This window comes from Streptomyces venezuelae (genome assembly GCF_008642335.1).
In the GTDB taxonomy this organism is placed as follows: domain Bacteria; phylum Actinomycetota; class Actinomycetes; order Streptomycetales; family Streptomycetaceae; genus Streptomyces; species Streptomyces venezuelae_F.
Genome location: NZ_CP029191.1, coordinates 6,872,810 through 6,886,051, shown reverse-complemented (window position 1 = coordinate 6,886,051; position 13,242 = coordinate 6,872,810). Strand labels below are relative to the sequence as shown.

At 73.3% G+C, this 13,242-nt stretch carries 12 protein-coding genes; 5 read left to right on the top strand and 7 right to left on the bottom strand.

Translation table 11 applies throughout. The features are described 5' to 3' along the window. Positions 1-106 precede the first annotated feature (106 nt). Positions 107-532, bottom strand: coding sequence for an OsmC family peroxiredoxin (locus tag DEJ49_RS30850; protein WP_150187142.1), 426 nt, complete (start codon positions 530-532; stop codon positions 107-109). A gap of 305 nt (positions 533-837) precedes the next feature. Between DEJ49_RS30850 and DEJ49_RS30845 the strand changes: the two genes are divergently transcribed. Beyond that, on the top strand, positions 838-2,475 hold the full coding sequence (locus DEJ49_RS30845; RefSeq protein ID WP_223833053.1) for a DUF6345 domain-containing protein: 1,638 nt from the start codon (positions 838-840) through the stop codon (positions 2,473-2,475). Positions 2,476-2,488: 13 nt separating this feature from the next. On the opposite strand, the gene DEJ49_RS30840 is transcribed toward DEJ49_RS30845, so the two are convergent. From DEJ49_RS30840 to DEJ49_RS30830, 3 genes are all read right to left on the bottom strand, one after another. Further along, positions 2,489-3,895, bottom strand: a complete 1,407-nt coding sequence (locus DEJ49_RS30840) for an amino acid permease (protein ID WP_150187141.1) — start codon at positions 3,893-3,895, stop codon at positions 2,489-2,491. An 83-nt stretch (positions 3,896-3,978) separates the two neighbouring features. Beyond that, positions 3,979-6,105, bottom strand: coding sequence for a phage holin family protein (locus DEJ49_RS30835; protein WP_150187140.1), 2,127 nt, complete (start codon positions 6,103-6,105; stop codon positions 3,979-3,981). Between the two features lie 161 nt (positions 6,106-6,266). Next, positions 6,267-6,671 (bottom strand): hypothetical protein, encoded by a 405-nt coding sequence (locus DEJ49_RS30830; RefSeq protein ID WP_150176011.1) that lies wholly within the window; start codon positions 6,669-6,671, stop codon positions 6,267-6,269. 110 nt (positions 6,672-6,781) lie between these two features. Here DEJ49_RS30830 and DEJ49_RS30825 point away from each other — a divergent pair, with 110 nt between their 5' ends. From DEJ49_RS30825 to DEJ49_RS30815, 3 genes are read left to right on the top strand one after another with little or no spacing between them, the layout of a single operon-like run. Then, positions 6,782-7,558, top strand: coding sequence for an MBL fold metallo-hydrolase (locus tag DEJ49_RS30825; protein ID WP_150187139.1), 777 nt, complete (start codon positions 6,782-6,784; stop codon positions 7,556-7,558). Further along, positions 7,558-8,172 carry a DedA family protein gene (locus DEJ49_RS30820; protein ID WP_150187138.1) on the top strand — a complete coding sequence of 205 codons (615 nt, stop codon included), beginning with the start codon at positions 7,558-7,560 and terminating at the stop codon, positions 8,170-8,172. Before DEJ49_RS30825 ends, DEJ49_RS30820 begins: the two co-directional genes overlap by 1 nt. 31 nt (positions 8,173-8,203) lie before the next feature. Then, the gene (locus DEJ49_RS30815; protein WP_150187137.1) at positions 8,204-9,109 is read left to right on the top strand and encodes a phytoene/squalene synthase family protein; all 906 of its coding nucleotides are present in this window, start codon (positions 8,204-8,206) and stop codon (positions 9,107-9,109) included. Here the strand turns inward: DEJ49_RS30815 and DEJ49_RS30810 are convergent. Both DEJ49_RS30810 and DEJ49_RS30805 read right to left on the bottom strand, forming a co-directional pair. After that, on the bottom strand, positions 9,103-10,380 hold the full coding sequence (locus tag DEJ49_RS30810) for an aminotransferase class I/II-fold pyridoxal phosphate-dependent enzyme (RefSeq protein ID WP_150188584.1): 1,278 nt from the start codon (positions 10,378-10,380) through the stop codon (positions 9,103-9,105). The two genes, DEJ49_RS30815 and DEJ49_RS30810, sit on opposite strands and share 7 nt — an antisense overlap. Positions 10,381-10,519: 139 nt before the next feature. Further along, the gene (locus DEJ49_RS30805; RefSeq protein WP_150188583.1) at positions 10,520-11,218 is read right to left on the bottom strand and encodes an ANTAR domain-containing response regulator; all 699 of its coding nucleotides are present in this window, start codon (positions 11,216-11,218) and stop codon (positions 10,520-10,522) included. An 81-nt stretch (positions 11,219-11,299) separates the two neighbouring features. Here DEJ49_RS30805 and DEJ49_RS30800 point away from each other — a divergent pair, with 81 nt between their 5' ends. Continuing rightward, entirely contained in the window at positions 11,300-12,439 is a 1,140-nt protein-coding gene (locus tag DEJ49_RS30800; RefSeq protein WP_150187136.1) for a PAS domain-containing protein, read from the top strand. Here DEJ49_RS30800 and DEJ49_RS30795 read toward each other — a convergent pair. Continuing rightward, positions 12,420-13,232 carry an RNA polymerase sigma factor SigF gene (locus tag DEJ49_RS30795; protein WP_150187135.1) on the bottom strand — a complete coding sequence of 271 codons (813 nt, stop codon included), beginning with the start codon at positions 13,230-13,232 and terminating at the stop codon, positions 12,420-12,422. The genes DEJ49_RS30800 and DEJ49_RS30795 overlap by 20 nt on opposite strands. Positions 13,233-13,242: the final 10 nt, after the last annotated feature.

Genomic DNA, 13,242 nt, shown 5'->3' with positions numbered 1-13,242 from the left:
GTCTACTCCGTTCTCCATCACAAAACTTGAGCGGGCTGATGTCAATGCCGCGCACGACAATGCCGCCACCCCGACAGGGGTGACGGCACTGTCAACAGGCTCTGTTTCAGGCCAGCTTGGCCGAGAGGGTGATGTCCGTACCGGACAGGGCCTGGCTCACCGGGCAGCCCGCCTTGGCGGCCTCGGCCGCCTCGACGAAGGCGGCCTCGTCGATACCGGGCACGACGCCCTCGACCGTGAGGTGGATGCCGGTGATGCCGGTGCCGGGCGTCAGGGTCACGTCGGCGGAGGCGGTGAGGCGGGTGGGCGGGTTGCCCTTGCCGGTCAGGGTGTGCGACAGCGCCATGGAGAAGCAGCTGGAGTGCGCGGCGGCGATCAGCTCCTCCGGGCTGGTCTTGCCGTTCGCCTCCTCGGCGCGCGACGGCCAGGACACCGCCTGCTCCCCGATGCCGGAGGAGTCGAAGGTGACGATGCCCGAACCCTCCGTCAGAGAGCCTTCCCAGACCGTGTGCGCGGAGCGCGTGGTAGCCACGATGCGTTTCCCTTCAATGCGGATCCGTGAACGGAAGTTCCGTTGGCCTCCATCCGATCACACTCCGGATGAAAACGGGCCGCGCGGGGCACAGCGGGCCGACGGAGGTGTTCGAGCGGGGTGCGCAGGTGCGCGTCGCCCGATACGAACACGTTGTGTGGGCCGACGCGCCACAGAGGCTTCTGAGGTGCGGGAACAGGTCCGTGACGGGGGGCCGATGGCCGGAATGGCAACTGGGCAAGGCGCGTCCGCGGTGACACTTTGAGGCCCCCTCGCGCACGGAACGAGGAGATCTCTCAGGGGGTATGGCCATGCGCATCAACTACTCGGACCACGGTCCGTCCCCGCTCGAACCCGAGAAGCCCGGCGCCGCCGGCGACCGGGACTCGACCTTCGGCTGGTGGGGTGCCTTCAGCATCCAGAAGTTCGTCAACCAGTCGCCGCTCTCCCACACCCACGGCGACGCCACCGGCTGGCTGGCGTACCTCCAGCAGTTCTACGACCGGAACTTCTGGTTCGCCGACGGCGGCGCGCAGGTGTGGGCGTACGAGGAGACGTACGACAACTGGCAGGACCGCTACGGCATGGACGCCGTCGTCGCCGTCTACCACTCCGGCCACGGCGGCATGGACAACAACGGCGTCTTCTTCGCACCGCTCGGCGCCGTCTGGGACGGCCGCAGCGACGCCATCTCCAACCGGATGGCGCTCGGCAACGAGAAGGCGAACTACGTCTTCTGGTCGACGTGCACCTCGCTGCGCGTCCTCGGCGGGCACTCCCCGATCCGCACCTGGGCCGGACCCAACATCGGCTTCCGGATGATCTTCGGGTTCGAGACGGTCAGCATCGACAGCCCGGACTACGGCAAGAAGTTCTGGGAGAAGTGGCGGGCCGGCCAGACGTACTGCGACGCCTGGCTCAACGCCAGCTGGGACATCTACCACGGGCAGGCGCCCTCCGTCTGCGCCGTCGGGTCCACCCAGGCCGAGGCCACCAACCGGCTCAACACCGAGCGGAACTTCTTCCGCGAGCACGTGCCGGACAACTGGTACGCGTGGCGCTGGTACTACGCCCGCGAAGGCATCAGGGAACCGCTCGCCCAGCTGCCCGGGCAGCACCAGATCGTCCAGCTCGCGCCCCGCGAGCCGAGCGCCGAGCTCGGCGCGCTCGGGCAGCTCGCCGACTTCCCGTCGGCGGCGCTGCAGGAGGTCCAGGTCGACCGGCTCGGCGTGCTCAACGCGTCCTCCGGCGACCGCGTGATCTCCACGGGCCCCGAGGGCGTCCGCTGGGTGCGGCTCGCCGAGCCCAACCACCGCAACACCCAGCAGCTGCCCACCGAGCGGGCGATCGAGGCGGCGCGCGCGTTCGCCGAGCGGTACGCCGACGGCGCCGACCTCGTCGTCGACAGCGTGCACGACCTGATGCAGAACTCCGGCACGAAGGACGGCTCCGAGGTCGGGCGCCCCGTGTCGCTGCAGACGCACGTGACGTTCCGGCAGGTCTTCGACGGCGTGCCCGTCATCACTCCGGGACGCGGTCTGATCCGGGTCGGTCTCGACAACGACGGCACCGCCGTCCAGGCGCAGATCGCGACGCGCCGGGCCACCGGCGTCACGCGCGAGCCGAGCACGGAGGTGTCGCCCCCGCCGCCCAAGGGCGGCAAGGCCACGGCGGCGCCGCTGGAGCGGGACCCGCGCAAGGCGCTCGACGCGGCGCAGCGGAAGCTGCTCGCCGAGCTCGCCGCGGTCACCGCCGACGAGCCCGGACAGCGGGCGGCGGCCGCACCGCAGCCGCAGGTCACGGATGTGCCCGGCACGTTCGAGGTCGGCTATGAGCTGGAGGGCAACGAGGCCTATCCGGCGGCCCGCAAGCTGATCGAGCTCGGCTCGCGGGACAGCATGTTCAAGACACGCCGCTGGGTCGTCGCGCCGCTGGCGAGGTAGGTGCGACCGGCTTTCAGTGGCCTTCGGTGGCGGCCCGCTGCTTGCGGGCCGCCATCCACGCGTAGACGAGCACGCCCACGAAGAGGAACAGCACGCCCTGGTAGACGGCCGCGTACCCGGACCCGGCGACCAGCCACATGGAGAACGCGAACGCGGCGCCCGCGAGGACCGAGTCCCGCACCAGACGCCCCCGGTGCACGCGGTCGCGCTGCCCGGACACCAGGAAGTAGATCTGCGCGGCGGTGGCCAGGAGGTAGGGCACCGTCGCCGTGAACGTGGTGATCAGGACGAGGGACTCGAAGACGCCGCCCGAGCCCGCCGTGTAGTTGTAGACGGTGAGCAGCGAGGCGAGGACGACGGTGACCAGGACGCCGACCGTCGGCACCCCGCGCTTCTTCTTCCCGAACGCGCTCGGGAACAGCCCGTCCTGGGCGGCCGCGTACGGCGTCTGCGCGCTCAGGAGCGTCCATCCGTTGAGGGCGCCGACCATCGAGACGAGCGCGGCGCAGGCGACCGCGGTGCCGCCCCAGGAGCCTCCGAACATCACGTCGACGGCGTCCGAGAAGGGCGCGGTGGACGCCACCAGCTTTTCGTGCGCGACCGTCCCGAAGACGGCGAGCGTGCCGAGCAGATACACGACGGCCGCACCGAGGGTGCCGAGGATGGTGGCGCGCCCGACATTGCGGCGCGGGTCGCGCACCTCGCCGGCGCTGACGGCGGCGGACTCCACGCCCAGGTAGGAGAAGAGCAGGATCGCGGCGGCGGCCGAGACAGCGCCCGTCGGGCTGTCGTCGCTCGCCTGGAACGGCCCGAGGTTGGCGCTGTCGAAGAAGAAGAGACCGCCGACCGCGACGAGCAGCAGCGGCACGAACTTCAGGACGGTGGCGACCAGCTGGACGGCGCCCACGTACCGCGTGCCCGCGAAGTTCGCGAGCGCCGGCAGCAGTTGCAGGACCAGCGCGGCCGCACAGGCCGACCACTTGTGGTCGTTGACCGGGATCAGGACGTCGAGATAGCCGACGGCGGCGACGGCCAGCGCGGCGTTGGACACCCAGGTGGTGATCCAGTACGACCAGGCGGCCAGGAACCCCGCGAAGTCGCCGAACGCGGCGCGGGCGTAGACGTACGGTCCGCCGGTCCGCGGATCGCGCTGGGCGAGCCGTCCGAAGACCAGCGCGAGGGCGATGGCGCCCGCGGTCAGGACGGCGAACGCGACGAGGCTGATCGTGCCGAACGGGGCGACGGAGGCCGGGAGCAGGAAGATGCCGCCGCCGATGATGTTCCCCATGACGAGGCAGGTGGCGATCGGAAGTCCGAAGCGCCGGGCGTGCCTGCTCGCACCCTGCGCGGAGTGACCCTCCCCGGGTTCTCCCTGGTCGGGGGCCGGATCCGACGGTGCCACGGTTCCGGTGTCGTGCATGGGGTGGTGCGCCTCTCGTCGTGCCCGGCGCCCGGGATCGCCGGGCGGAAGACATGGTCGGGCACGGCGGTCGCTGCCACAAATCAGAGTGTTTTGTCCTGCACGGCGCGGTCGGGAACAGTAAAAGCTGTGCCGCCCGGCGCGCCGGACAGGGAATCGTTCACGTCGGCGGACATGGGCACCTCGGGCCCCGACCCCTCCCCCAGCCACCCCCGCAGTACGCGGTGGACCTGCTCGGCGCCGACCAGCTCCTCGCCGTCCGCCACCGGATCGCCCAGCACGAGCGGCGACAGCAGGAACGGCCGGGACTGCGCCCCGCCGAGCCCGCCGTGCGACCCGATCTGCTCCTCGAAGGCGAGCACCTCGCCCTCGTCCGGGTCGTACCAGGAGTTGACCATGATGTCCGCGACGTGCGGAAAACCGTCGGTGCGCCGCACGGCCTCCGCCGCCCCCGGCCCGAAGTCGGCGAGCGGCCCGAGGTCGGTCGGCGCCTCGTCCAGATACACCTCGGCGCCGCGCGCCCCGAGCACCAGCGCGCCCCGCGCCGCGCTGCGTACGAGCAGAAACCCGACGCCCGGATGGTTGGCGAGCGTCGGGAGCAGCGCCGGATGCCTGAGGTCGATCTCCTCGCGCGTCATGCGGTGCCGCACGTCGGGGAACGACACGAGCCCGAGATTCCCGGACGCCAGCACGATCGGCTCGGCGCGGCGCACCGGCCTGCGCTGCTCCGCGCCCTCCTCCACGGGCCTGCGCAGCGCGGCCCGCACGGCCGCCCTGGCCTCCGCGCCGCTGTGCGTGCGCTGCGCCTTGCGCGGCACGGGAAGCCCGCAGCCGGCCCGGACGAGATCGCCGAGCGTCAGGCCGTAGCGGGTGCGGAACGTCTCGCCGGGGCTCTGCCCGTGGTCGGAGAGCACCACGATCCGATAGGCGCGCGGTGCGTGCTCCCTGACCTGGTCGAGGAGCGCGAGCGACCGGTCGAGCCGCCGCAGCACCTTGTCGACGTCCTTCCCGGAAGGACCGGAGTGGTGCGCCACTTCGTCGTACGCGACGAGGTCGGCGTAGACCGCGCTGCGCCCCGCGAGCATGTCCCCGATGACGGCCGCGACGACGACATCACGCTCGACGACGGTCGCGAAGGCGCGGATGAACGGATACAGGCCACCGCGGCTCACCCGCGGGCGGCGCCGCTTGAACCGGGCGCCCGTGGACTCGCCGATCTCGCGGAAGACCTCCGCGACGAAGGAGAGCGCGGTACGGACGGCGTTGGCGGGATCGGAGAAGTACGCGAAGTACCCGGCCCGCGACCGGTTCTCCTTCCCTCGCCTCGCCGCCACGGACAGCACGAGGGCGAGCTGCTCGGCGCCCCCGCTGAACAGGTTGCCGCGGCTCGCGCCGTCCACGGTGAGGAGCCCGCCGTCACCGGTCCGTTCGACGGCCCGGCGCTGCAGCTCCACGGCGGAGGCGGGCCGATTGCTGACCATGACCTCGCCGGTGTCCTTCTCGTACCACCGGAACGCGGGCACGTCGTGATTGGAACCGTGCAGGATGCCGAGCTGACTGGCCCCGGTCTGACTGGACCAGTCGGTGCGCCACGGGGTGAGCCGGTGGGTGCCCCCCGTGTCCCCCAGCCAGCGCCCGACCGTGGGCATGAGCCCTCGCCCGACGGCGCTGGTCAGGACGTCGTGCCCGACCCCGTCGAGCTGGATGAAGACGGTGCCGGGGGTGGCGGGCCCGGGCGTCCCGTCGATGCCTCGGCGCCGCCGCCGGTCGGCGAGCCGGTACAGCCGCCGCCGGTACGCGTCGTCGTCCCGCACGGCGAGCGCGCCGCCGGTCGCCGAGGCGACGGCGGACATCACGGCGGCGACCACGACGGCGGTCTCGGCACCGGCCTCGCCGCGCCCCTCCGGGATGAGGCTCAGCGCGAGCAGCAGCAAGGACCCGTTGAGGAAGAACGCGAGCACGCCGAGCACGAGCGCGGGCACGAGCAGCAGGGCCCGCACGAGCAGCGGCCACACGAGCACCGAGAGCAGTCCGAACGCGCCGGCGCCGAACGCGGCGGTGACCGCGATACGGGTGGCGCTGTCGCCGTCGTCCGACTGGAGCTTGAAGTCCGGGAGGATGCCGGCGAGCACGAGCATCGTCAGCGTGCTGACGGCCCATACCGCCACGACGCGCCACAGGGCGCTTCCGACTCTCCGCCATCGCCCCACGTCACTGCCTTTCCCGACCCCCGATTTCGCCCCCAGCGTGCCATACCGCCGCGGAGCGGCGGAGATTTACCGGGTGCTCGGGCGCGGAGTACGGGCGGGCGGGTGGGAGACCGCCGCGGAGCGGCGCACGGCCTCGCCGCGGAGCGGCGAAGAGGGCCCGGTCAGCACCCGTCGTACCCGGCCGTCGGCATGGACAGCCGCCGATGAACACTCGCCTTCATGCGGGAGTCGTACGCCGGCTCCGCGAGCCCCGCCGTCTCGACCCGCACCCCCCGCCGCGCACACTCCGCCGTGAACTCGTCCGCGGACCTCAGCGCCCGCTCCAGGACCCGGCGGCTCGGTACGACGAAGAGGTCGACGAGGCCGGCCTCGACGTCGCCCCACAGCACGGCGTGATCGGCGCGCAGCCCCCGTACGACGAGTTCGCGCGTGATCACGTACCCCTGCGCGGCGGCCCACCGCGCGCACATCGCGTGCTGGCTGCGCGAGTCGACCAGGAAGGGGTCGGCCTCCAGCTCCTCCAGGGGCGTCAGACTGGCGATCGCCGCGACGCGTACGGCGCCCACGACGGCGGTGCCCACGGCATCCTCCACGGCGTCCCCCTGACCTTCGGTCTCAGCCGCCGACCCTACTCCTGGCCGTAGGCTCGGAGACAGTCGCACGAAGGAGGAACCGGGTGCCCGTCGAGGTCACATGGTGGGGTCACGCCACATGCACGGTCGAGGACTCGGGCGTCCGCGTACTGACCGACCCCCTGTTCGCCCGCCGCCTCGCGCATCTGCGGCGGCGCAGAGGCGCCCTGCCGCCGCGGGACGCGGCCGTCGCCGACGTCGTGCTTCTGTCGCATCTGCACGCCGACCACCTGCACGTGCCCTCGCTGGCCCGCCTCGCGCCGGGCACCCGCGCCCTGGTCCCGCACGGCACGGCACGATCGCTGCCGGGGCTGCGGCGCCGGCTCCCGCACCTCCGCTTCACCGAGGTCGTGCCCGGCGACGAGGTCCCGGTCGGTGAGGTCGTCGTACGCGTGGTGTCCGCGCTGCACGACGGTCGGCGGCTGCCCGTGGGACCGCACCGTTCGCCCGCGCTCGGCTATGTCGTGGAGGGTGAGGCGCGCACGTACTTCGCCGGGGACACCGGACTGTTCGACGGGATGGCCGACGAGGTCGGTGCCGTCGACGTGGCGCTGCTGCCGGTGGGCGGCTGGGGCCCGTATCTGGGCCACGGCCACCTGGACGCGGGACGAGCGGCGCAGGCGTTGGCACGGATCGGGCCGCGGAGCGCGGTTCCGGTGCACTACGGAACGTACTGGCCCATTGGCATGGATGCCGTACGTCCGCATGAGTTCCACGCGCCGGGGCACGAGTTCGTGCGTCATGCGGCCCGGCTCGCCCCCGAGGTGTCGGTGCACCGGCTCGCGCACGGGGAGAGCGTGCTGCCGGAGGTGTCCAAGTAATGCTTGCCTCAGTGGCCGGCGTGACGCCGGAGAGTACGCAGCAGGCCGTCGGCTATCCGACGCTGTTCCTGCTCGTGGCGGTCGGCGCGCTGGTGCCCGTGGTGCCGACCGGAGCGCTGGTCAGTTCGGCGGCGGTGGTGGCCTTCCACCAGACGGCGCCGTTCTCGCTGCTCATCGTCTTCGGCGTCGCGGCGTTCGCCGCGTTCCTCGGCGACGTCTCCCTGTACTGGCTGGGGCGGCGCGGCATGAAGTCGAAGAACGGGTCGCGCTGGCTGGCGGCGATCCGCGACCGGGCGCCGGAGGAACGTCTCGCGCAGGCGCAGGAGAAGCTGGCGGACCACGGGGTGATGGTCCTGGTCCTCTCGCGGCTCGTGCCCGCGGGCCGGATCCCGGTGATGCTGGCGTGCCTGATGGCGAAGATGCCGCTGCGCCGGTTCGCCCGCGGGGACGTGCCCGCGTGTCTGGCGTGGGCGGTGACGTATCAGCTGATCGGTATCCTCGGCGGGTCGCTCTTCAAGGAGCCGTGGGAGGGCGTGGCGGTGGCGGTCGCGCTGACCGTGGTGATCAGCGTGGCGCCCGCGCTCTGGCGCAAGGTCAGGCACGCGCTGGCATAGCGGCGGAACGGGACATGGGGGCGGCACAGGGATGGGTTCGTGGGATGCCGCGCTGGACGCGGCCGACGTGCGGGGCGAGCGGCTGCGCGCCGACTTCACTCGGCAGCGCCGCGTGGTGGCGCGGTACCGGTTCCCCCAGTACGCGGCCGTCCGGCTGTTGCTGCCCCGGCCGACCGTCCCCCATCTGCTGGCCGCGACCGCGTTCATGCACCACACCGACAGCCTCCTCGACGGGGAGGGGTTCCTGCGGGAGCGCACGGCCGCGTACGAACGGTGGGCCGGGCAGGTCCGTGCGGCGCTGGCCACGGGACACGGCGACCACGACGTGCTGCGTCCGTTGCTGCACGCCTGTGCGGCCCGTCCGCGTCTGGCCGGGCACGTCGAGGCGTTCCTCGACGGCGCGGCCGTCGAGCTGGACTTCGCCGGGTTCGCCACGGAGGCGGACTACCAGCGCTACGTCGACGCCTACTCCCTGCCCGCGTTCATGCTCCTCGCCGACGTGCTCGCGCCGGGGGCCGAGCCCGCCGGGTACCGCTCCGCCTGCCGCGCGTTCATCGACGGCAGCCAGCGTCTGGACTTCGTCAACGACCTGGCCGACGACCTCGGGGCCGGCCGCCTCAACCTCCCCCGGGACGTGCTGGAGCGTCACGGGGTGACGCGGGAGGACCTGGTGGCGGGGCGGGCGACCGCCGGGGTCGGTGAGCTGATCGCCCGGCAGCTCGACGCCGCCTGTACGTCCCTGCGCGCCGCCCACGCGCTGGTCGGGCACCTTCCCGCGGCCCACCGTGCCTTCGGCCGGGCGCTGATCGGGATGGAGGAGGCCACCGCCGGGGCGGCCCGCGCCAAGGGGGCCGGGCTCCTCGTCTCGTCGGCGCGGCCCGCCGTCCCCGCGGCCGTGCGTCTGCTGGTGCGCGAGTACCGCAAGCGGGGTCAGTGAGGCGGTTCCGCCCGTTCCGTCCGTTCCATCTGTTCCGGCCGCCGCGCGACGGCCGCGCGCAGGTCGTCGAAGGCCGCGCCGAACGCGGTCAGCGCACGGTTCACGTGCGGCAGTCGCAGCGGGTCGGGCGCCATGAGCGACTCCTGTTGTTCCGCCGGGGTCGCGCCGAGGAGGGGGCCCGTGGACAGGCGTACGCGCAGCTTGTCGAAGTCGTCGCCGAAGCGGTGGCCGCCCGGTGCGGGCATGCCGAGGCGGGCTTCGAGGTACTCCTCCAGGTCCTGTGCGTCACCGACGTCCCGCGCGGCGAGCGCCGAGCGCAGGGGGCCCAGGTCGGCGTAGAGGTGGCGGCCCGCCTGCGGGGGCCGGACGAGGGCGCCCGCGGCGAGCAGCGCGTGCTGCGCGGCGTCGGCCACGCGCGCGTGCAGCCGTACGGCGGCGGCGAGCCGTTCGACGATCGGGTCCGGTTCGCCGAGTGCGTACGACGCCGCCGCGACGGCGGGTGCGGCGAGGGTCGCGCCGAGCGCGGTGAGGACGTCGAGGGTGCGGGCGCGCAGGGCGGATCCCGCCGGAGTCGCGGGGAAGCGGGCGACGGCGGCGGGCAGCGCCGGGGGCAGGAAGGGCCCCGCGAGGTCGCACAGGACGGTCACCCGCTCGTGGTCCATCTCGGCGGGGCCGATCACGACGGTGTCGCGGGGGTGGTGCAGGGTGTCGCGCCACGTCTCGTCGCTGACGACGTGCAGGCCTTCGCCGGCGGCGGCCTCCACCGTCTCGTGGAGCACTTCGGGCGGCGGCACGGTGGCGGTCGGGTCGTCTGCGACGGAGAGCACGAGGAGCCGGGGTCTTCCGCCCTCTTCGCGGACCCTGCGGACGGTCTCCAGGAGGGCGTACGGGTCGGGGACGCCGCCGCACTCGGCGGGTGTCGGCACGTGGTAGACGTCGCGGCCGAGCAGCCGCGCCTGGGGCGCCCACCAGGCGGCGCAGGGCCGCGGCAGCAGGACGTCGCCGCCGAGGGCCGCGGTGAGGGCGAGCAGGAGGGGCGGGGCGCCGGGGGCGGCGACGACCTGGTGGCGCTCCACGGGCAGGCCGCGCCGGGCCCAGTAGCCGCTCGCGGCGTCGAGGAGCGCGGGGCCGCCACCCGCGGGCTCGGCCGGGGAACGGCCCGCCGCCGCCGCGGCGGCGGCCGCCAGTTCGGGCAGGACCGGGAGGCCCGGCTCCGGCTGGGGCGGCCCGTACCGGACGGGTCCGCGGCCCTCCGTCTCCGTGCGCCGCATCCGTGCCTCCGTGCCGTACTGGTCCGCCGCGCCGGTCGGCGGTACGTGTGCCTGCGTATCCATACGTATCCCCGACGGCCCGGCGCCGCCACTTCCGCTCTCGGAGGACAGGCTCTCGCCGGAGTTATGACACAGGCACTCAGCGGGCCAGCGATACCAGTTCGCGTTCCAGGCCGCGGCCCTTCGTCTCGACGAGCGCCGCGGCGACGTCCGCGAGCTTGCGGTTGGTGGCCTGCGATATCCGGCGCAGCACCCCGAAGGCGGTGTCCGCGTCGCAGCCCAGGACGTGCATGACGATGCCGGACGCCTGGTCCACGACCGGCCGGGTCCGCATGGCCGTGCCGAGCTGGTCCAGCTCGGTCAGCGCGGCGCGGTAGTGCCGGTCGCGCACGAAGCTCGTCGTGGCGAGGTCCCCGAGCGCCCGGGCGGGCCCGTGACCGGGGTCGTCGAGCGCTCCGGGGCGGAAGCCGAACAGGGTCAGGGTGACGGTGAGCCCGCCGCGCTGGAAGGGCAGCGTGACGCAGGACCGTACGCCCGCGTCGAGGGCCATCGCACGGTACTCGGGCCACCGCTCGTCCCGCAGCAGGTCCTCCGCGTCGACGGGCGTGCCCCGCTCCTCGGCGGCGGGGATGGGTCCTTCGCCGGAGCGCAGTTGCACGGAGACGAGCCCGGCGAGGTCGGGGTGGGTGACGGCTATGGGCTGTTCGTCGCCGCCGTCGGACACCGTCGTGCTCGCGCCGCAGCAGGCGGGGGTGCAGCGCACGGCCTGCTCGGCGAGTTCGGACAGCCTGCGGCCGGGCAGAGATGACTGGGGTCGAAGCAGGTCCGGGTCGGGCATGGGCGCCATGACTGTTCCTCCTCTTCCCTCGGCTTCCCGGCACGGCTCACGGAAAACGGTCGCAGCGGATAGGTTCGGCGCATGTCCCAGATGGAGGCTTTCGGTGAAGAGCTCGCGGATTTCCTGCGTCGTGTCGCCGAGTTGAAGTCGGCCCGTTCCGTCCCGGCCGGGGACCTCGGCACCGTCCTGGACGCCGCACTCTTCGAACTGGACCATGTGGCGGCCCAGTTGTGGCCGACGTACGAGCGTCTTGCCGTCAACGGGCAGTGGGACGACGCCACGGCGGACCGTGACGAGCAGCGGCTGCTGCGGTCCCTGTTCCAGCGGATGCCGCTGCCGGTGGCGCTGGTCGACAGGGAGACCGTGGTGCGGCGCATGAACTTCGCCGCGACGGGTCTGACCGGTGTCCGCGCGGGCTATGCGACGGGCCGCCCGCTGACCGGGTTCCTGATGCACGCCGACCGGGTGGCGTTCCGTACGCAGACCGCGGCGGTCGCCCGCGGCGAGGGCGACCGGAGTCTCAACGTGCACCTGCAGCAGAGCCCCGGCACCCCGGTCCGCGCGACCCTCACCGCGCTGCGCCCCGGCGCGGAGCCGCGCACCGCGGTCCTCGTCGTGCTGCAGCCCACGAAGGACCACGCGCAGCACCGGCCGAGCGTCCAGGGGCCGGCCCCCGACCTCGGTGAGGCGACCCGGCACGCGGCCCAGCTCGATCTGCTGGACGCCATGACGACGGCGCTGCTCGCCGTGCCCGCGGGGGACGGCGCGGCTGTCCTCGATGCGGCCGCCGGGGTGTTGCACGGGCGGTTCGCGGACTGGGTGATCGCCGACGCGGGAGCCGCCAGGCTGCGGCGCACCACGGTCCTGGGACCACCGGACGCACCGGCTGCCCCCGACGTCCTCGCGCAGGACCCCGCCGCGTGCCCCCTCGTGGTGGAGGCGGCACGCGGCGGGGCGGCGTCGCTTCAGGTGCGCCCGGAGGACCCGGACGCGTTCGGCAGGGACGCGTCCGGCGCGCACGTGCTCGTACGCGCCGAGGTCACGTCCCTGCTGTGTGTGCCGCTGACCGCCCGCACGCACGGCCCGGTGGAGGGCGTCCTCACGCTCTTCCGGAGCGGCGCGCGGCTCGCCTTCTCGATGGCCGAGGCGCGGACGGTCGACGTGATGTCGCGGCACATCGCGCTCGCGATGCGGCGGAGTGTCAGGCCGCGTCCTTCATGACCTGGTCGCGCAGCCGGTCGCAGCAGCGGCTGATGAGCCGGGACACGTGCATCTGGGAGATGCCCATCTCGTCGGCGATGCTGCTCTGCGTCATGTCGCCGAAGAACCGCATGTAGAGGATGGTGCGTTCGCGCTCGGGGAGCTGCGCGATCCGCGGCTTGACGGCCTCCCGGTCGACGACGACGTCGAGCGCCGGGTCGGTGCCGCCGAGGGCGTCGCTCAGCGAGTAGCCGTCCTCGCTGCCGGGGAGTTCGGCGTCGAGGGAGAGCGCGGTGAAGCTGTCGAGCGCCTCCAGGCCGGCCTTGGCGTCCTCCTCGCTCATCTGCGCGTGGGTGGCGATCTCGGCGGTGGTGGGGGCGCGCCCCGAGACCGTCTGGGAGAGGTCCTGGCGGGCGAACCGTACGCGGTTGCGCAGGTCCTGGACGCGGCGCGGCACGTGCAGGGTCCACATGTGGTCGCGGAAGTGCCGCTTGATCTCACCCGTGACGGTGGGGACCGCGTAGCTCTCGAACGCGGTGCCGCGCCGCGGGTCGTAGCGGTCGACGGCCTTGACCAGGCCGAGGGCCGCGACCTGCCGCAGGTCGTCGAGGGATTCGCCGCGGTTGCGGAATCGGCCGGCGAGCCGTTCCGCCATGGGGAGCCAGGCCTGGACGATCTCCTGGCGCAGGGTGTCCCGCTCGGGTCCCGGTGCCAGTTCGACGAGGCGGGCGAAGGCTTCCGCGGTGTCGGGGGCGTCGTCGTGCGGGTGACGCCTGGGCCTCGCGGCTGCTGCAGTGGTGGTGTGGGATCGCATGGTGCGTCGC